Source organism: Microbacterium algeriense (genome assembly GCF_008868005.1).
Lineage (GTDB): Bacteria > Actinomycetota > Actinomycetes > Actinomycetales > Microbacteriaceae > Microbacterium > Microbacterium algeriense.
Genome location: NZ_WAAO01000001.1, coordinates 1451791 through 1470024, shown reverse-complemented (window position 1 = coordinate 1470024; position 18234 = coordinate 1451791). Strand labels below are relative to the sequence as shown.

Here is an 18234-nt window from a genome sequence, read left to right as displayed (position 1 = left end):
CGAAGTGTCTGGTCGGTTAACCGACCGTGAACACAACTTCCTTTAGGAGCACTCGTGACTCTTCAGACCGTCATCCTCGCCGCCGGCATGGGCTCGCGCCTCGGCCGTGCGCTGCCGAAGCCGCTGACCGAGCTCAGCGACGGCCGCACGATCATGGGCCAGCAGCACGACAACATCCGCGCCGCCTTCGGCTCGAGCGCCCGCATCACCACGGTGGTGGGCTACCGCGCCGAGACGATCATCGACGCCTTCCCGCACGTCAACTACGTCCACAACGAGCGCTACGACGAGACCAACACGTCGAAGAGCCTGCTCCGCGCGCTCGGCGCCACCGGTCGCGGCGGCGTGCTGTGGATGAACGGCGATGTCGTGTTCGACCCGATGATCCTGGGCCGCGCCCTCGAGTACATCGAGCGCGACCAGTCCTTCGTCACCGTGAACACCTCGAAGGTCAGCGACGAAGAGGTCAAGTACACCGTCACGGCCGAGGGCTACATCAACGAGCTCTCCAAGACCGTCAAGGGCGGCCTCGGCGAAGCCGTCGGCATCAACTACATCTCCTCGACGCACAAGAAGGCGTTCATGCGCCAGTTGCAGCGTGTCGAGGACCAGGACTACTTCGAGCGCGGCCTCGAGCTCGCCATCGCCGAGGACGGCCTGCTCCTCGAGCCGATGGACGTCTCCGACCTGTACGCGGTCGAGGTCGACTTCGCGGAGGACCTGGAGCGGGCGAACCTCTTCGTCTGATCCCTGCTCGGAAAGCCCGGCACCCCGCGCGGTGCCGGGCTTTCGGCGTTTTCGCGGACTGGCTCCCTAGGATCGCTGCATGGCCCCCAAGGTGCACAAGATCCATTCGCTCCCGGACGACGCCCCCTGGGACAAGGGCGTACCGCCGGTCGGCTCGACAGAGCACCCCATGATGGTGCGCGGACTGGATCGCGTCCTGTCGATCCAGCGCCCGCTCGTCCTGGCGCACATCCGCAGCATCCGCCTCCGCAACCCGCACGCCTCCCCTGCGGAGATCATCCGCATCCTGGAACGTCGCTACCTCGCAGCGGTGACCACCGGTGGAGCAGCCGTCGGCGCGACCGCCGTCGTGCCCGGCATCGGCACCGGGATCACGCTCGCCCTCTCCGGCGTGGAGACCGTGGGCTTCGTGGAGTCGACCGCGCTGTTCGCCCAGTCGGTCGCCGAGGTGCACGGCATCGCGGTCGCGAACCCCGACCGCGCGAGGGCCCTCGTGATGACGCTGATGCTCGGCAAGGAGGGCGTCGACCTGGTCGCGCAGCTCGCCGGGCAGGTCGCCGGCCGGGGCGCGAGCAGATCGTCCTACTGGGGCGAGCTGGTCACCAAGTCGCTCCCCCGCGCTGCCGTCGGCCCGCTCGTCGATCAGCTCAAGGGCATGTTCGTGAAGCAATTCGCCGCGAAGGGCGGCGCCTCGGTCATCGGCAAGGCGCTCCCGTTCGGCATCGGCGCCGCCGTCGGCGGCGCGGGCAACCACATCCTCGGACGCCGCGTGCTCACGACCTCGCATCGGGCGTTCGGGGCGGCGCCCCTCGATCTGCCTCTCGAGTTGGAGCCCGTGCCGGGTGCACAGAAGCTCGAACTCAGGATGCTGCGGGGTGCGCGTTACGCGGGCGGCGCGGTGGCCGGCGCCGCCGGGACCGTCGTCCGCGGTGCCGGGTGGGTCGGGCACCGCGTCGGCGACCTCGCCACCCGCCGCGGGCGTGCCGTCGAGGAGCTCGAGGCGGGGGCGGGTGACACCGACCACGGCGATCACGACCTCCCGTCGCACCCCGGCGCGGACGCCGCCGAGCGCTGATCGCAGAGAGAGCAGGTCGCCAAAGGATCAGCCGACCCGTTGTGGCGAGCATCCAACGGCACGGGCCGAGCCGACGATAGGGTGGAATCCGTGACGGACAAGCCCGACCTCTTTACCACCGCCGGCAAGATCGCGGATCTGCGCGCTCGCTACACCGAGGCCGTCGTCGACGCCGAGGCGAAAGCGAAGGAGAAGCAGCACGCGAAGGGCAAGATGACCGCCCGGGAGCGCATCGAGCTGCTGGTCGACCCCGGGAGCTTCGTCGAGTTCGACGAGTACGTGCGCCACCGCACCACGGCCTTCGGCATGGATCGCTCGCGCCCCTACGGCGATTCCGTCGTCACCGGCGTCGGCACGATCAACGGACGCACGGTCGCGGTGTACTCGCAGGACTTCTCCACCTTCGGCGGTTCGCTCGGCGAGGTCGCCGGCGAGAAGATCGTGAAGATCATGGAGTTCGCCCTCGCCGGTGGGATGCCCTGCATCGGCATCCTCGACTCCGGCGGAGCGCGCATCCAGGAAGGGGTGGTCGCGCTCGGCAAGTACGGCGAGATCTTCCGCCTGAACACCCGCGCCTCCGGCGTCATCCCGCAGATCTCCATCATCATGGGCCCGGCCGCCGGGGGTGCGGTGTACTCCCCCGCGCTGACGGACTTCGTCATCATGGTCGACAAGACCAGCCAGATGTTCGTCACCGGACCGGACGTCATCAAGACGGTCACCGGCGAGGACGTGGGCATGGAGGAGCTCGGCGGCGCCTACACGCACAACACCCGGTCGGGTGTCGCGCACTACCTCGCCGAAGACGAGGACGACGCGATCGACTACGCGCGCACGCTCCTCAGCTTCCTGCCGGACAACAACATGGCCGAGCTGCCGTCGTACGAGAGCACGTTCGAGTTCGAGACCACCGACGCGGACCGCGTGCTGAACACGATCGTCCCCGACTCCACGAACCAGCCGTACGACATCCACACCGTCATCGAGCACGTCGTCGACGAGGGCGACTTCCTCGAGGTGCAGCCGCTGTTCGCACCCAACATCGTGATCGGCTTCGGTCGCGTCGAGGGACGCTCGGTCGGCATCATCGCCAATCAGCCGTCCCAGATGGCCGGCACGCTGAACATCGAGGCAGGCGAGAAGGCCAGCCGCTTCGTGCGCTTCTGCGACGCGTTCTCCATCCCGATCGTCACGCTCGTCGACGTGCCCGGCTACCTCCCCGGCACCGACCAGGAGTGGACCGGGGTCATCCGCCGCGGCGCGAAGCTTCTCTACGCCTACGCCGAGGCCACCGTGCCACTGGTGACGGTGATCCTGCGCAAGGCGTACGGCGGGGCATACATCGTGATGGGCTCGAAGCAGCTCGGCGCGGACGTCAACCTCGCGTGGCCGACGGCCGAGATCGCGGTCATGGGCGGTCAGGGCGCGGTCAACATCCTGTACCGCGGCGAGATCAAGAAGGCCGAGGAGGCCGGCGAAGACGTCGCGGCCGTGCGCACCCGCCTCGCGAACGAGTACACCTACAACGTCGCGTCGCCGTTCCTGGCGGCGGAGCGCGGAGAGCTCGACGGCATCATCGAGCCGGCCAACACCCGCGTGTCGATCGCGAAGGCGCTGCGGGCGCTGCGCGGCAAGCGCGCGGAGCTGCCGCCCAAGAAGCACGGGAACATCCCGCTGTGACCGCGCAGCAGGAGCCTGCCGCCGCGCCGGACGAGGTCGCGACGATGCTCGACATCACGCGCGGCGAGGCCACCGAGGAGGAGCTCGCCGCCCTGATCGCCGTGATCAGCGAGGCCTACGCCTCGGAAGCGGCGGACGCGGTGGCGGACGAACCTGCGGTGTCGGCCTGGACGCGCACGCAGCGCCCGCTGCGCACGCCGCTGCGCCGCGACATCCCCTGGGGCCGCTTCTCGGGCTGAGCCGAGGGCTTCTTCAGTCGTCCAGCAGCAGATCGGACGCGCGTGGGCTGAGGAGCGAGTCGAGCACGACGCACCCGGCCCCCACGGCTCCGACGTCGTCGCCGACCACGGTGCCGGCGACCGGCAGCGAACGCAGCGCCCTGGTCGCGCTGGCCCGCTCCAGCGACCCGGGGATCACGTCGAGGGCGATCTCGGAGAAGCGCGCCCAGAAGGGGCCGCCGACCACGACACGGTCGACGTCGAGCATGTTCGTCAGCGCCGCCGTCAGGACCGCGAGATGCTCCGCGGCCTGCCGCAGCACCTCTCGAGCCTGCTCCTCCCCCGCCGCCGACCTGTCGCACAGCTCGCTGAACCGCACGTCCACGGCAGCGGCGTCGCTTCCCTCGCGATCGTCCTGGAACACTCCGGCGCGCTCGGCCCGCTCCACGATCGCCTCGGGTGTGCACACGACCTCGACGCAGCCGCGCAGCCCGCAGGTGCACGACGGTCCCTGCGGATCCACGATGATGTGTCCGATCTCGCCGATGTTGTGCGTGCTCCCGCGCACCGCCTCCCCGTCCCTGGCCAGAGCCGCACCGATGCCCGTGCCCAGATACACGAAGACGAACGAGTCGTCGGCGGAGCCGCGCCGCTTCCAGAGCTCGCCGACCGCGGCCGAGGTGGTGTCCTTCTCGAGGACGACCCGGAGGCCCGTCGCCTCCGCGAGCACCGCACGCAGCGGGACCCGGTGCCAGCCGAGCAGCTTCGGCGGATCGATCACGGTCCCCTTCTGCGTGTCGAGCGGACCGGGTGCCGCGACGCCCACCCCGGCGATCAGCGTGCGATCCACACCGGAGCCCGCGATGAGCGCCTCGATCGTGGCCGCCATGCTCTCGATGATCAGGCGCGGCTCCTTCGCAGGCGTGCGCACGCTCATCCGTCGCACCACCGCCCCGGAGAGATCCAGCAGCACGAACGTCATCACCGCCGGGTCGAGGTGCACGCCCACCGAGAAGCGGCTGTCGGCGATCAGGCGGAGCGTCACCCGCGGCTTGCCGGGGCCGTTGATGCGGCGCTCCGCCTCACGGATGAACCCGTCGCCGAGCAGTCGCCTGGTGATGTTCGTCACCGTCTGCGCGGACAGTCCTGTCGCCGCGACCAGCTCGGTCCTGCTCAGACCGTCGTCCGCCTGCCGGATGGCCTCGAGGATGACCGACTGATTGAAGTCGCCCATCCGCGGAAGGTTCGTGCCCCGGCGAGTTCCCATCGTCCTATGATCTCCTATCGGGCTGAGAATCTTGTCCCCCAAAATACCTACAGACAACGACTTGAAGAACCATCAGACTGAGGGGGACGCTTCGCGTTCGGCTGGTCTCTCTGTCCCAGGGTAGACAGACGCTGATCGGCCACCAGCGGACGGTTTTCGGGTAACTGTCCGCACGGCGAGGGGCAGGCGGATTCGCCGCCCCTCGCCCACTCTCAGCTTCCGGATCCCCTCCGCGGGATCTCGTGCCAGAGGTCGACGGCGTCGTCATCTCCCGAGGAACGCGAACCCGCACGACCGACGACCGTCACCGCGACACGCGGATCCCGCGCCGAGCGGATGATCAGCCGCCCCGTGTGAGCGCGCTCGAGCACCACGGCGAGTTCGTCGCGGATCTCCCGGCGCCGCTCCTCATCGATCTCGTCGAAGCCGCCCTCGTCGAAGACGGTGACGACGGAACCGCGTCGGCGCGCGGCCTCAATCGCGTTGCGCACGGCGTCGTTGAGCAGATCAGCCCCGCGCAGCTCATCGCGCAGCCGGCCCTCCGCGAGTCGCGCATCGAAGCGCTCCTGGTCCGTGAGGTCGCCGCGCGCCGCGACGACGCGGCTCAGGACGGGACCTGCCACGGCGAGAGCGAACTGCGTGCGCAGCCGACGCTCGCGCTGCCGCACCCGCTGCGTGGCGTGCCAGGCCGACACCGCCTGCTGGATCTCCGCGAGCCGCTCCGTGTCGCGGACCGCTCGGTCCCAGAACATGACCAGCAGACGCGCCACGGCCACCCACATGATCGAACCGACCAGGCCGAGGCTGAGGGCGACGCCGACGCCCAGGTAGGCGGATGCCGAGACGATGAGGATGCCGAGGGTCAGCCAGCCGACCACCGATCGACGCCGCACGACGCACACCACCGCGAGCAGGCCCAGCGCACCGATGTACCAGGTGGCGAACGGCGCCGTGCGGTCGGCGGGATCCAGCGACAGCGTCACGAGGGCGGGGATGAGGGCGGTGGAGACCACCGCCAGGACGGCCGTCCACAGCGGCATGCGCACCGAGGAGCCGTCGCCGAGGATCGCGACGTTCACCACCACGAGGTACACGGCGATCGCGAGGACCATGAGCAGGGGCACCGTGGGCTGCTCGATCCACCAGACCGCTCGTGCGACGAAGTAGAGCGCGAACCCGACGGCCAGGGAGGTGGCCACGCTGCGGACGGTGCGGTTCACGAGCGCTCCCAGACCAGGGTGACGGTGGTGCCGTGCTCATCGGAGCGGATGTCGGCGGTGCCGGCCACCCCGGCCATGCGCGCGAAGATCGACGCGCGGATGCCGAGGCGATCCGCACCGATCGCTCCCACGTCGAATCCGGGGCCGGTGTCCGAGATCGTCACGCCGATCCCCTCGTCGCCGTGCCCTTCGACGATGATGTGCAGACCGCGCCCGTTGGCGTGCGTGACGGCGTTGCCGATCGCCTGGCGTGCCGCGAGGACCAACGCGCGCGCGGCGCGTCCCGGGATGAGGCCGACGCCGCCGCGCTCCTCGACGATCGCGTCGGCGCCGAGCTCCGACAGGGCCCGCCGCAGCTCGACGACGATCTGCGCCGCGCCGACCGGTTCGTCGCTGCCCTCCTGCGCGACCGCGGCCTCCGTGTTCGCGAGGCGGGTGAGCGCCTCCCGCGCCATCGCCACGGCAAGCTCCTTCGCGCGCTCGTTGTCCGCGCGCTCGGCAGCGATCAAGGCCGCCAGCACGCTGTCGTGCATCAGCGCCGACATCGCCACCCGCTCCTCCTCTGCTGCCGCCGTCGCCGCGGCGGTGGAGTACGACGCGACGGCCTGCCCTCTCGCCTCGTCCACCCCTGCGGCGACCGATCGGAACATCCAGCCGAGGGAGATGATGACCACGCCCAGGATGAGGGTGAACGACACGTCGAACGCGGTGGTGACCCAGAACTCGCGCGAGAATCCGCCCTGCACGAGACGGACGTAGCCGTAGACGAACGGCACGCCGACGGCCCACACGAACTGGAGCCGCAGCGGGAACGCGAGCATCGCTGCGACGACCCCCACGTTGACGAGGAAGAAGATCCACGGCTGGTCGCCTGCGCTCTTGTCCGCCTGATCGACGACCGTCGGCCAGGCGGCGAGCGCGAGCACGTACGCCACCGCGAACAGACCGGAGAAGGTGCGCACGCCCCGACCGACCAGACAGGCCACGAGCATCGCGGCGAGGGGCGCGAAGACCACGACCAGCATGACGATGTGCGCCGCGTCGGCGTGCGACAGCCCGTGCACGGCGGCGATCAAGGCCTGAGCGGCGAGCGCGGTCGAGCCGATCGCCACGACGATCGCGAGGATCCGCTCCATGCGGGTGCCGGTGAAGCGCTCGAACGCCGTCTCCGTGCTGCCCGGAGAGGGGATCTTGCTCCAGGCGTCGCGGATGCTCAGCGGTTCAGCGGGCACTCGGCGCCCCGTCCGCCCCGACGATGCCGTCCTCCATCGCCCGGCGCAGCAGGTCGACCTTGGTCGGTGCGGGTCGTCCGACCTCGACGTACTTCACGCGGATCCGGGTGATGTTCTCCTTGGCGGTCGAGTACGCGACGCCGAGTCGCTCCGCCACGGCCTTGAGCGGCAGTCCTGCCGCGTAGAGCCGGAGCACCTCGCGCTCGCGGGTGGAGAGCTGCGCGTCGGCGAAGGCGCGGTCGCCGTCGACGGCGCTGGCCCATTCCACGTTGTTGAGGGCTTCGCCGTGGGCGACGGTGCGGATCGCGTCGAGCACGTCGTCGAGCGCGGAGGACTTGCTGACCACACCGGCGGCTCCGGCCGCGAGCGCCTCGCGCACCGCGGCCGGACGGTCGGCGACGCTGTGGATCACCACGCTCGCACCGTCGGCGACGAGCGACGTCACGTTCTCGGTGACGGTGGTCCCGTCCCCGAGGGTGAGGTCGAGCACGACGACATCGGCGGGAGCAGAGCCCGACGCCGCACGCCACTCGAGATAGGACACGACCGTGCTGCCGGAGAACACCACGGTCTGCGCATCACGCGCGCAGGCGGCCTCGAGGCCGAGGCGAACGGACTCGTGATCGTCGATGAGTGCGACCGTGCTCATCCGCCCAGCCTAGTGAGTCGGTCGGCGGCCGCAGCGCGGCCTCACCGGGTGAGCAGCGCGACGACCTCGAAGTGGTGCGAGTGCGGGAACAGATCGAAGCCGCGGAGGCGGTCGACGTTCCATCCGAGCGTGCGGAAGGTGCCGAGATCGCGGGCGAGCGCGACCGGGTCGCAGGCGACGTAGGCGATGGCGTCGGGGGCGAGCGCGTGCACCCCCTCGACGACCTGCCGACCGGCTCCGGCGCGGGGCGGGTCGAGCACGACGGCCCCCGTCCGCGCTCCCCCTGTCCGAGTGGCGAGGAAGCGGTCGACGCGCGCCGTCACCGCGGTCACCTCCAGCGGGGCGAGGTTGGCCGCCGCGTGCTGGGTGGCCCGCGCACTGGACTCGACCGTCACGATGTCGGTCCCGCCGAGGTCGGCGAGCGTGGCGGCGAAGAGGCCGACCCCGCCGTACAGGTCGTAGTGGGTCTTGGCGTCGTCGACGTGGCCGTCGAGGATCCCGTACACCGCGGCGTCGAGCACGGACGCCGCCCGCGGGTGGACTTGCCAGAACCCGGTGGCGTCGACCTCGAAACGACGGTCATTCACGGTCTCGTGGATCACCTCGGGCGTCGGCTTGCGCCGGAACCCGCGCGCCACCTTCGCCGGACGCTCGGTCTCCTCGCGGCGGATCACCCGCACCCGGCCGTCGGCGGGCTCGACGAGTTCGATGCGTCCTGGCGCCTCGCCCTGGAGTGCGAGCGCCGCTTCGGCGATGGCGGGGCGGGCCAGCGGATACGAGCTCACCGGGACGACGCGGTGGCTGCGGGCGGCGAACGGACCGACCGTGCCCTCGTCGTCCACGTGCAGCGTGACGCGCGTGCGCCAGCCGAGGCCGTCGCCGGACTCGACCGGTTCGATCTCGGGGGCGACCAGCCCGGCCCCGGCGAAGCGGTCGAGCGCCTCCGAGAGCACGCGGCGCTTGAGGACGCGCTGGTGATCGAGGTCGATGTGGCCGAGGTCGGCGCCGCCGGGGCGATCGGCCGGGTCCCGGGTGACGTCCGCCTCCGCCCAGATGTGCGGACGGCGATGCTCCGAGGCCTCCAGCACCTCGACGGTCTCGGCCCGCCAGAAGCTGCGCGTGGCGGCATCCGTCCCCTCCTGCGGAGGGATCACGCGGGCGCGGACGCGCTCCCCCGGGATCGTGTCGGAGACGAACACCACGCGTCCCTCGTGACGGGCGACGAAGGTGCCCCCGTGGGCGATGCCGGTGATGTCGAGCTCGAGCACGTCGGCTGGGGAGGAAGTCATCCTTCGAGGATACGGTGGTGCACATGCGCGTCTGCCTCGCTTCCACCTCACCCGCCCGTCTCATGCTGCTTCGCCAGGCGGGGATCGAACCCCTCACGGTGTCGCCGGACGTCGACGAGGACGCCGTCGCCGCGGCCGCCGAGCGGGAACGCGGAGCCGCGCTGGCGCCGGCCGAGTTGGTGCTGCTGCTCGCGCGGGCGAAAGCGGCCGCCGTGGCGGGGGCGCTGGCCGAAGAGGGTGCTTTCGACGGTCTCGTGATCGGCGGCGACTCGATGTTCGAGCTCGGCGGGCGCGTCTACGGCAAGCCCTACACCGCGGACGAGGCGACCAGACGCTGGCGCGAGATGCGCGGCGCGACCGGGATCCTGCACTCCGGGCACTCCGTGTTCCGGGTCTCCCCCGGCGCATCACCCGTGGAGGCCACCGCCGTCGCCGAGGCCGCCGTGACGTTCGCCGCCGACATCGAGGATGCCGAGATCGCCGCGTACGTCGCATCCGGCGAGCCGCTCCACGTCGCGGGCGCCTTCACGGTCGACAGCCTGGGCGGGGCCTTCATCACCCGGGTCGACGGTGACCCGTCCACGGTCGTGGGCATGTCGCTGTCGACCGTGCGCCGCCTCGCCGGAGAGCTCGGCGTCCGGTGGACGGACCTGTGGTCGTAGACTCCCCTCCACGTTTCTGCGTCTTTCTTGTGGGGAGTCGTCAAAAGGATCGCGAGGCTTCTCGCTAGGCTGGCAATCATGCCTGCTATCGCCAAGGTGCTCATCGCCAACCGCGGCGAGATCGCCGTCCGCATCATCCGCGCCGCCCGAGACTCCGGGATCGCCTCGGTCGCGGTCTACGCCGACCAGGACCGGGATGCCCTGCACACGCGTCTCGCCGACGAGGCGTACGCGCTCGGCGGATCGACCAGCGCCGAGACCTACCTCCAGATCGAGAAGATCCTCTCGATCGCCCGCCGCGCCGGTGCCGACGCCGTGCACCCCGGCTACGGGTTCCTCGCTGAGAACGCCGAGTTCGCCCGCGCCATCATCGATGCGGGGATGACCTGGATCGGCCCGTCCCCGGAGGCCATCGAGGCTCTCGGCGACAAGGTCACCGCGCGCCACGTGGCCGAGAAGGTCGGCGCTCCCCTCGCCCCCGGCACGCCCGGCCCCGTCTCCGGCGCCGACGAGGTCGTCGCCTTCGCGAAGGAATACGGTCTGCCGATCGCGATCAAGGCGGCGTACGGCGGCGGCGGGCGCGGCCTCAAGGTCGCCCGTGAGCTCGACGAGGTCGCGGAGCTGTTCGAGTCCGCCACCCGCGAGGCCGTCGCCGCGTTCGGGCGCGGCGAGTGCTTCGTCGAGAAGTACCTCGACAAGCCGCGCCACGTCGAGACCCAGTGCCTGGCCGATGCGGAGGGCAACGTCGTCGTCATCTCGACGCGCGACTGCTCTCTGCAGCGCCGCCACCAGAAGCTCGTCGAAGAGGCCCCTGCTCCGTTCCTCACGGAAGACCAGACCGCCCAGCTGTACTCCGCGTCGAAGGCCATCCTCAAGGAGGTCGGCTACGTCGGTGCCGGCACCTGCGAGTTCCTGATCGGCGCGGACGGCACAGTGTCGTTCCTCGAGGTGAACACCCGCCTGCAGGTCGAGCACCCGGTCTCCGAGGAGGTCACCGGCATCGACTTGGTCCGCGAGCAGTTCCGCATCGCCGCCGGCGGCACGATCGACTACGACGACCCGAAGCCGCAGGGGCACTCGTTCGAGTTCCGCATCAACGGCGAGGACCCCGGACGCGGCTTCCTCCCCCAGCCCGGGCCCATCCACGTGTTCAAGACCTTCGGAGGCCCAGGCATCCGCCTCGACTCCGGCGTCACGGCAGGAGACGCGGTCTCCGGCGCCTTCGACTCGCTGCTGGCGAAGATCATCGTCACCGGCAAGGACAGGGCGGAGGCCCTCGAGCGCTCCCGCCGCGCGCTGGACGAGTTCGAGGTCGCGGGACTCCCCACCGTCATCCCGTTCCACCGCAAGGTCGTCCGCGACCCCGCCTTCACCGCCGAGGACGGCGAGTTCGGCGTCTTCACCCGCTGGATCGAGACGGAGTTCGTCAACGACATCCCGGCGTGGGACGGCGAGCTGGAGACGCAGGCCCCGGCCGAAGCGCGGCACACCGTCGTCGTCGAGGTCTCCGGCAAGCGGCTCGAGGTCAGCCTTCCCGATCGCGTCGCCGTGGCTCCAGGGACGGCCGGCCGCCCGCTCGCGGTTCCGCCGTCGCGCCGCAGCCACGCCACCACCGCGAACGCGGGAGCATCCGGCGACGCGGTCACCTCGCCGATGCAGGCGACCGTCGTCAAGATCGCCGTCGAGGACGGGCAGCAGGTCGTCAAGGGCGACCTCGTCGTGGTGCTCGAGGCCATGAAGATGGAGCAGCCGCTGCAGGCGCATAAGGACGGCGTCGTGAGCAACATCAACGCCGACGCGGGCGCCACGGTCTCCGCGGGGCACCAGCTGCTCACGATCAGCTGACCCGCGAGACCCCGCTTTCACGCCGAGACCCCGGGCTGCAGACGTCTGCAGCCCGGGGTCTCGGCGTGAAAGCGGGGTCTCGGATCAGGAGATGTTCACGAGGTGCATCGCGCGGCTCGCGTCGGTGATGCTGCTCGAGAGCGAGGGGTACGCGGCGAAGACCCGAGAGACCTGATCGACCGTGAGCCGTCGCTCGACGGCGACCGCGATCGGGTAGATCAGCTCCGAGGCCTTCGGAGCGACGATCACACCGCCGATCACCGTGCCGGAGCCCTTCCGCGCGATGAGCTTGACGAAGCCGTCCTTGATGCCCATCATCTTCGCGCGCGGATTCGCCGCGAGCGGGAGCTTGTAGACCATGCCGTCTGCGACGCCGTCCTCGACGTCCTTCACGCCGTAGCCGACCGTCGCGATCTCCGGTGCGGTGAAGATGTTCGAGGTGATCTTGATCAGCTCGAGCGGGATCACGATGTCGCCGAGCGCGTGGAACACCGCGGTGCGCCCCTGCATCGACGCGACGGACGCCAAGGGGAAGAAGTTCGTGCAGTCGCCGACGGCGTACACGTTGGGCACCGAGGTGCGCGCGACCTTGTTCACCCGCACGTGACCCGAGTCGTCGAGCTCGACCCCGGCCTCCTCGAGGCCGATGCCCGCGGTGTTCGGGATGGACCCGACCGCCATGAGGCAGTGGCTGCCGTCGACCGTGCGGCCGTCGGAGAGGGTCACGGTCACGCCGTCCTTCGTGACCTCGACCTTGTCGGCGCGCGACTTGGAGAGCACCTGCATGCCCCCGCGCTTGAACACCTTCTCCAGCACGCTCGCCGCGTCCTTGTCCTCGCCGGGGAGGACCTGATCCCGGCTGGAGACGAGCGTGACCTTCGCTCCGAGGTTCATGTAGGCGGAGGCGAACTCCGCGCCCGTGACTCCGGATCCGACCACGATCAGGTGCTCCGGAAGCGACTTCATGTCGTACAGCTGCGTCCAGGTGAGGATGCGCTTGCCGTCGGGCTTGGCCGAGTCGAGCTCGCGGGGAGACGCGCCGACGGCCACCACGATCGTGTCGGCCTCGACGCGGTCGAAGTCGGTGCCGCGCTCGCCCGTGGAGACGACGATGGCGTTCGGGCCCTCGAGCCGGCCGTGACCGGAGAGGATGCGCACTCCGGCGTCGAGGAGCGTGGCGCGCATGTCCTCGGACTGCTGTCCGGCGAGGGCGATGAGGCGCTTGTTCACCGCCGCGAGGTTGATGGCGATCTCGGGCTTGAGCGGCTTGCCGTTCTCGCCCTTCGCGTAGAAGTTCACCCCGAGGTCGCTGGCCTCGGAGATGGCGACGGCCGCATCGGCGGTGGCGATCAGGCTCTTCGAGGGCACGACGTCGGTGAGCACGGCGGATCCGCCGACGCCCACCCGCTCGACCAGGGTGACCTCGGCCCCGAGCTGGGCTGCCGCGAGGGCCGCCTCGTAACCGCCGGGACCGCCGCCGAGGACGGCGACGCGCTGAGTGCGCTCGAAAGTGGTGGAAGACATGCTCTCCATTCTTCCGCAATCCTGGCACCGGAGCCTGCCACTTCCTAGAGTGGATCCATGCCTGAAACCCACAGCAACCCCCTCGACGACCCCTCTGCGAACCCGTTCGAGGTCGCCGCCGAAGCCGCGGCCGACATCGCGCGTCTGACCGGCGTCGAGAAGCACGACATCGCCCTCACCCTCGGCAGCGGCTGGGGCAAGGCCGCCGACATCATCGGCGAGACCGTCGCGACGGTCCCCGCGACCGAGGTCACCGGGTTCTCCAAGCCGGCGCTCGAGGGCCACGTCGGCACGCTGCGCAGCATCCGGACGCCCGGTGGGAAGAACGTCCTCGTCATCGGGGCCCGCACGCACTACTACGAAGACCACGGCGTCCGCCGGGTCGTGCACAGCGTCCGCACCGCCGCAGCCACGGGCGCGAAGATCATGGTGCTCACGAACGGCGCCGGCGGCATCCGCGAGACCTGGAAGCCGGGCCAGCCCGTGCTGATCAGCGACCACATCAACCTCACCGCGGACTCCCCGCTCGAGGGCGCGACCTTCATCGACCTGACCGACCTGTACGCGAAGCGCCTGCGCGACATCGCCCGCAGCATCGACCCGAGCCTCGACGAGGGCGTCTACACGCAGTTCCGCGGACCGCACTACGAGACGCCGGCCGAGGTGCAGATGGCCAAGCACATCGGCGGCCACATCGTCGGCATGTCCACCGCGCTCGAGGCGATCGCCGCGCGCGAGGCCGGCATGGAGATCCTCGGGTTCTCGCTCATCACGAACCTGGCGGCCGGCATCCAGCAGACGCCGCTCAGCCACGCCGAGGTCATCGAGGCCGGACGCGAGGCGGAGCCGGTGATCTCCGCCCTGCTGGCCAGGGTGGTCGAGGCCCTGTGAGCGAGGAGCGGCTCGCCCAGGCGCGCGCCTGGCTGCGACAGGACCCCGACCCCGCGACGCGCGATGAGCTGGCGGGTCTGATCACCCGTGCGGCCGCAGCGGACGAGGCGGCCGTCGCCGAGCTCGACGACCGGTTCCGCACCCGCCTGGCGTTCGGCACCGCAGGACTCCGCGGAGAGCTCGGCGCCGGGAGCAACCGGATGAACCGGGTCCTCGTCGCCCAGGCCGCGGCCGGATTCGCGGCCTACCTGCGCGAGAAGGCGAACGGCGGCACACCGACGGTCGTGATCGGCTACGACGGTCGCCGCAACTCCCGGGTGTTCGCGACCGACTCCGCCGAGCTGTTCGCCGGCGCGGGCCTGCGCGCGATCCTGCTGCCCCGGCTGCTGCCCACGCCGGTCCTCGCGTTCGCCGTGCGCCACCTCGGCGCGGATGCGGGCGTCATGGTCACCGCCTCGCACAACCCGCCGAACGACAACGGCTACAAGGTGTACCTCGGCGGCGCCGACCAGGGCTCGCAGATCGTGGCCCCGGCGGACGCCGAGATCGCCGCGCACATCCAGCGGGTCGCCGACGCCGGTCCCGTCACGGCACTGCCGCGCGCGACGGACTACGAGACCGCGGGCGAGGACGTGGTCGAGGCCTACATCGCCGCGACCGCCGCCGTCGCCCCGGCCCCCGCCGGCACCACGGGCATGCGCTGGGTGTACACCGCGATGCACGGTGTCGGATGGGAGACGCTCTCCCGCATCGTCAAGGACGCCGGGTACCCGCAGCCGTTCGTGGTCGACGAGCAGCTCACCCCGGACGCCACCTTCCGCACCGTCTCGTTCCCCAACCCGGAGGAGCCGGGGGCGATGGACCTCGCGTTCGCCAGGGCCCGTCGCGTCAAGGCCGACTTCATCCTGGCGAACGACCCGGACGCGGACCGCCTCGCCGTCGCCGTCCCCGACGAGGAGTCGCCGCAGGGCTGGCGCCGCCTGACCGGCAACGAGGTCGGCCTGCTCCTCGGCGCCAGAGCAGCGAAGGCGGCGGCCGGCACTCCCGGTGCGTCGCTCGCCTGCTCGCTCGTCTCCTCCCCCGGGCTCGGCGCCGTCGCGGCGCACCACGGTCTCGACTTCCACGAGACGCTCACCGGATTCAAGTGGATCTCGCGCGCCCCCGGCATCGTCTTCGGATTCGAGGAGGCGCTCGGCTATCTGGTCAACCCCGAGACGGTCCGCGACAAGGACGGCGTGTCCGCAGCCGTCGCGATCCTGGGACTCGCGGCGGAGGCGCGTGACCGCGGGGCGACGCTCACGGACCTGCTGGACGAGCTCGGCGAGACGTACGGGCATTTCGCCAGCGGTCAGGTGTCGGTGCGGGTGGACGACCTCTCGATCATCGGCGACGTCATGCTCGCGCTGCGCTCGCTGCCCCCGACGCAGATCGCGGGGCGGTCCATCGCGTCGGCGGAGGACCTGCTGCAGGCGCCGCAGGGGCAGCCGTCCGGAGACGTCCTGCGCTACCGGCTCACGGACGGCTCCCGCGTCATCGTGCGTCCGAGCGGCACCGAGCCGAAGCTGAAGGTCTACATCGACGCCCGAGCGGAGTCCGCGCAGGGCGCGCGCGATGCCGTGGCCGAGCTCGAGGCCGGCGTCCGGACCCTGCTCGACGAGCGCTCCTGACCATGCCGACCCGCCGCGTCATCGTCAGCGCGCACAACGGTGTGCACGCCCGCCCGGTGGCCGAGCTCGTCCGCCTCGCCCAGTCCCATGGCGCGCCGGTGACGCTGCGCACCTCCGACGACACGACCGTCGACCTCCGCAGCGTGCTGGCCGTGATGGATCTCGGGATCGAGTCCGGCGATGCGGTGGTCCTCGAGACCGCCGCATCGGACACCTCGGAGGCCCTCCTCGATGAGCTCGTCGAGGTGCTCGCGCCGAAGGGGTGACGCCGCGGCTCAGCCGTCGATCACGGCCACGAGCTCGTCGAGGAACGCCTCGAAGCTCGTACCACGGCGGACGATGCGCTGCACGCTCTCGCGCTCGCTGAACACCTCGACGAGCTGCTCGAACACGGTCTGGAAAGCCGCGCGATCCCCCTCGCTGAACGCGGCGAGCGCGACGACCTGCACGCGCCCTCCGCCCCACGCGGCCGAGCCGTCGGCGACGCCGATCGCGATCGCCGTGCGCGCGGCCGTCATCTGCAGCGCATGCGGCACCGCGAGCGCATCCGTGAACGCCGTGGACGACATCCGCTCCCGGACGATCGTGTTCTCGATGTAGTCCTCGCCGATCAGGCCCGCCTGCACGAGAAGCCCGCCGAGGCGGCGGATGATGGCCTCCTCCCCCTCGTCGGGCAGCGGGAAGACGTAGGCGTCGGCGTGGAAGTAGCGGGCGAGCTCTCCGCGCAGCCGGGTGAGCCGTCGTCCTCGACGCACGCGGGCAGCGGCCTGCTGGATGCGGTCGACGTCGGCATCGGTCAGGAACGGCTGGATGCGCACGAAACGGTCTCCCGATGAGCCGGGCTCGATCGTGCTGAGCACGAGGTCGGTGTCGAAAGACGTCCAGTCCGGGTCGACGTTCGTGACCACGCTCGTCACCTCGATCGCGGATCCGAGGGAGCGGTCGACGCTCGATCGCAGGAGCTCGTGCAGTTCGTAGTATCCCGGGCAGACGATCGTCGCGGTGAGGATCGACTCCGCCTTCCGGCTGCGTTCCAGGCGTCCGCCCACGTGCATCGCGATGTAGGCGATCTCGTCGTCGTGGATCGGCGTCCCCACCCGGTCGTGCAGTCCGCTCGCGATCGACACCGCGACCTCGAAGATCATCGGATAGCTCGTCTTGAGCGAGCGCGTCAGCGGATTGCGCGTCAGGGCGCTCTCCTCCGCCCGGCGCAGCAGATTCTGCACGTGCAGGGCGAGACGGAGCACGAACGTCTCGTCGACGAGGTCCACCTGGAAGTCCTCGGCGGCCCGGGCGATCTCGGCGCGGACCGCCGCCTCGACCTGCGGGTCCACCCCGCTGCGGGCGACCTCCCTGGTGGTCGCCTCCCCCGGCGCGACGATCCGGGTGAGCACGAGCGAGGCGAGGTGGCCGCTGTCGCCCTCGCCGAGCACGACGGAGAAGTGCTGCGCGGCGAGTCGGGCGATCACCGCTCCGACTCTCGGGATCTCCTCCCTCGTACCGGCGGGAGAGGACTCGAGCGTGTGGCCGGCGGCGACGCGCTCGGCGGCGATCGCGATGTGCAGGAGCACGTCGGCGATGGCGAGCTCGTTCACGTAGTAGCCGAGCTCCCCGAGTTCGCGGACGAGCTCCGATTTGAAGGGGCCGACGGCGGCGGCGGGCACGGCAGCACCCGTCAACGCCCTGCGGAAGGTCTCGGGGTGGAAGGACGCGTCGTCCATCTCGTCGTGGGCGAGCCGGCTGAGCAGGCGCCGCTGCGCCGCCTCGTTGCCGCGCAGGCGCACGTTCTCCCTGTCGCGCTCGAGCACCAGATCGGTGCCGTCCAGAAGCCCGCGCACGCGCACGAGGTCCGCCTCGAGCGTCGCCTCGCTGACGTGCAGCTCCTCGGCCGTGTCGAACACGTCGATGCCCGCGCTCTCATCCAGGAGGAGCCGCACGAGGGCGTGCAGCCGATCCCGAGGCGCCGAATCCCCGGAGGGGCGCATCCGCAGCACGCCGCGGGCTGCCGACCCCGCGCGGTAGCCGGCCGGCCCGGATTCGACCACCGCCGCTCCGGGCGCGCGGGCGTTCAGCGCGGCGACGTACGAGCGGATGCTGCGCGGAGTGACTCCGAGCAGATCAGCGAGGCTTCCGGCCGTCGCCCATCCCTCCTGGCGCAGCAGCGCGGCGAGGAGCTGGTCCTGGCGCTGGCGCGACATGATCCCTCCGACTTCCCGCGTGCTGACCGCACTGTCTCGACGTGCTCTCCATGATGTCAGGTCGTCCGAT

The 18234-nt window shown here is 70.8% G+C and carries 16 protein-coding genes; 9 read left to right on the top strand and 7 right to left on the bottom strand.

Annotated elements, in window-relative coordinates:
* The first annotated feature begins 54 nt into the window (after nucleotides 1-54).
* From F6A08_RS07240 to F6A08_RS07225, 4 genes are all read left to right on the top strand, one after another.
* Nucleotides 55-747 (top strand): phosphocholine cytidylyltransferase family protein, encoded by a 693-nt coding sequence (locus tag F6A08_RS07240; RefSeq protein ID WP_017202503.1) that lies wholly within the window; start codon nucleotides 55-57, stop codon nucleotides 745-747.
* 79 nt (nucleotides 748-826) lie between these two features.
* The gene (locus F6A08_RS07235; RefSeq protein WP_151459024.1) at nucleotides 827-1822 is read left to right on the top strand and encodes a hypothetical protein; all 996 of its coding nucleotides are present in this window, start codon (nucleotides 827-829) and stop codon (nucleotides 1820-1822) included.
* 90 nt (nucleotides 1823-1912) lie between these two features.
* The gene (locus F6A08_RS07230; RefSeq protein WP_404810435.1) at nucleotides 1913-3502 is read left to right on the top strand and encodes an acyl-CoA carboxylase subunit beta; all 1590 of its coding nucleotides are present in this window, start codon (nucleotides 1913-1915) and stop codon (nucleotides 3500-3502) included.
* The gene (locus F6A08_RS07225) at nucleotides 3499-3741 is read left to right on the top strand and encodes an acyl-CoA carboxylase subunit epsilon (RefSeq protein WP_192576702.1); all 243 of its coding nucleotides are present in this window, start codon (nucleotides 3499-3501) and stop codon (nucleotides 3739-3741) included. The genes F6A08_RS07230 and F6A08_RS07225 overlap by 4 nt, the downstream gene beginning before the upstream one ends.
* A gap of 13 nt (nucleotides 3742-3754) precedes the next feature.
* On the opposite strand, the gene F6A08_RS07220 is transcribed toward F6A08_RS07225, so the two are convergent.
* The 5 genes from F6A08_RS07220 to F6A08_RS07200 form a co-directional block, all read right to left on the bottom strand.
* Complete coding sequence (locus F6A08_RS07220; RefSeq protein WP_151459134.1) at nucleotides 3755-4954, bottom strand: ROK family transcriptional regulator; 1200 nt, start codon at nucleotides 4952-4954, stop codon at nucleotides 3755-3757.
* A gap of 245 nt (nucleotides 4955-5199) precedes the next feature.
* On the bottom strand, nucleotides 5200-6207 hold the full coding sequence (locus tag F6A08_RS07215; RefSeq protein WP_151459023.1) for a hypothetical protein: 1008 nt from the start codon (nucleotides 6205-6207) through the stop codon (nucleotides 5200-5202).
* Complete coding sequence (locus F6A08_RS07210; protein ID WP_151459022.1) at nucleotides 6204-7439, bottom strand: sensor histidine kinase; 1236 nt, start codon at nucleotides 7437-7439, stop codon at nucleotides 6204-6206. The genes F6A08_RS07215 and F6A08_RS07210 overlap by 4 nt, the downstream gene beginning before the upstream one ends.
* Nucleotides 7429-8088: a response regulator transcription factor gene (locus tag F6A08_RS07205; protein ID WP_017202510.1), complete on the bottom strand. Its 660-nt coding sequence runs from the start codon at nucleotides 8086-8088 to the stop codon at nucleotides 7429-7431. Before F6A08_RS07205 ends, F6A08_RS07210 begins: the two co-directional genes overlap by 11 nt.
* Before the next feature lie 41 nt (nucleotides 8089-8129).
* The gene (locus tag F6A08_RS07200) at nucleotides 8130-9377 is read right to left on the bottom strand and encodes a class I SAM-dependent RNA methyltransferase (RefSeq protein WP_151459021.1); all 1248 of its coding nucleotides are present in this window, start codon (nucleotides 9375-9377) and stop codon (nucleotides 8130-8132) included.
* 23 nt (nucleotides 9378-9400) lie between these two features.
* Between F6A08_RS07200 and F6A08_RS07195 the strand changes: the two genes are divergently transcribed.
* On the top strand, nucleotides 9401-10039 hold the full coding sequence (locus F6A08_RS07195) for a Maf family protein (protein ID WP_151459133.1): 639 nt from the start codon (nucleotides 9401-9403) through the stop codon (nucleotides 10037-10039).
* 78 nt (nucleotides 10040-10117) lie between these two features.
* Nucleotides 10118-11884: an acetyl/propionyl/methylcrotonyl-CoA carboxylase subunit alpha gene (locus F6A08_RS07190; RefSeq protein ID WP_151459020.1), complete on the top strand. Its 1767-nt coding sequence runs from the start codon at nucleotides 10118-10120 to the stop codon at nucleotides 11882-11884.
* 84 nt (nucleotides 11885-11968) lie between these two features.
* Here F6A08_RS07190 and F6A08_RS07185 read toward each other — a convergent pair whose 3' ends face one another.
* The gene (locus F6A08_RS07185) at nucleotides 11969-13417 is read right to left on the bottom strand and encodes an NAD(P)H-quinone dehydrogenase (protein ID WP_192576701.1); all 1449 of its coding nucleotides are present in this window, start codon (nucleotides 13415-13417) and stop codon (nucleotides 11969-11971) included.
* Between the two features lie 48 nt (nucleotides 13418-13465).
* On the opposite strand from F6A08_RS07185, the gene F6A08_RS07180 reads away from it, so the two are divergent.
* From F6A08_RS07180 to F6A08_RS07170, 3 genes are read left to right on the top strand one after another with little or no spacing between them, the layout of a single operon-like run.
* Nucleotides 13466-14299 (top strand): purine-nucleoside phosphorylase, encoded by an 834-nt coding sequence (locus tag F6A08_RS07180; RefSeq protein WP_017202514.1) that lies wholly within the window; start codon nucleotides 13466-13468, stop codon nucleotides 14297-14299.
* Nucleotides 14296-15966 carry a phospho-sugar mutase gene (locus tag F6A08_RS07175; protein WP_124895981.1) on the top strand — a complete coding sequence of 557 codons (1671 nt, stop codon included), beginning with the start codon at nucleotides 14296-14298 and terminating at the stop codon, nucleotides 15964-15966. Before F6A08_RS07180 ends, F6A08_RS07175 begins: the two co-directional genes overlap by 4 nt.
* A 2-nt stretch (nucleotides 15967-15968) precedes the next feature.
* Nucleotides 15969-16232 (top strand): HPr family phosphocarrier protein, encoded by a 264-nt coding sequence (locus tag F6A08_RS07170; RefSeq protein WP_151459019.1) that lies wholly within the window; start codon nucleotides 15969-15971, stop codon nucleotides 16230-16232.
* Nucleotides 16233-16241: 9 nt separating this feature from the next.
* On the opposite strand, the gene F6A08_RS07165 is transcribed toward F6A08_RS07170, so the two are convergent.
* Nucleotides 16242-18164 (bottom strand): BglG family transcription antiterminator, encoded by a 1923-nt coding sequence (locus F6A08_RS07165; RefSeq protein ID WP_151459018.1) that lies wholly within the window; start codon nucleotides 18162-18164, stop codon nucleotides 16242-16244.
* Between the last annotated feature and the right edge of the window lie 70 nt (nucleotides 18165-18234).

Bases quoted from the DNA above. Each gene is read 5' to 3' on its own strand.
- F6A08_RS07170 (WP_151459019.1), top strand. From the start codon at position 15,969: ATGCCGACCCGCCGCGTCATCGTCAGCGCGCACAACGGTGTGCACGCC.
- F6A08_RS07190 (WP_151459020.1), top strand. From the start codon at position 10,118: ATGCCTGCTATCGCCAAGGTGCTCATCGCCAACCGCGGCGAGATCGCC.
- F6A08_RS07180 (WP_017202514.1), top strand. From the start codon at position 13,466: ATGCCTGAAACCCACAGCAACCCCCTCGACGACCCCTCTGCGAACCCG.
- F6A08_RS07220 (WP_151459134.1), bottom strand. From the start codon at position 4,954: ATGGGCGACTTCAATCAGTCGGTCATCCTCGAGGCCATCCGGCAGGCG.
- F6A08_RS07165 (WP_151459018.1), bottom strand. From the start codon at position 18,164: ATGTCGCGCCAGCGCCAGGACCAGCTCCTCGCCGCGCTGCTGCGCCAG.
- F6A08_RS07185 (WP_192576701.1), bottom strand. From the start codon at position 13,417: ATGGAGAGCATGTCTTCCACCACTTTCGAGCGCACTCAGCGCGTCGCC.
- F6A08_RS07200 (WP_151459021.1), bottom strand. From the start codon at position 9,377: ATGACTTCCTCCCCAGCCGACGTGCTCGAGCTCGACATCACCGGCATC.
- F6A08_RS07205 (WP_017202510.1), bottom strand. From the start codon at position 8,088: ATGAGCACGGTCGCACTCATCGACGATCACGAGTCCGTTCGCCTCGGC.
- F6A08_RS07235 (WP_151459024.1), top strand. From the start codon at position 827: ATGGCCCCCAAGGTGCACAAGATCCATTCGCTCCCGGACGACGCCCCC.
- F6A08_RS07195 (WP_151459133.1), top strand. From the start codon at position 9,401: ATGCGCGTCTGCCTCGCTTCCACCTCACCCGCCCGTCTCATGCTGCTT.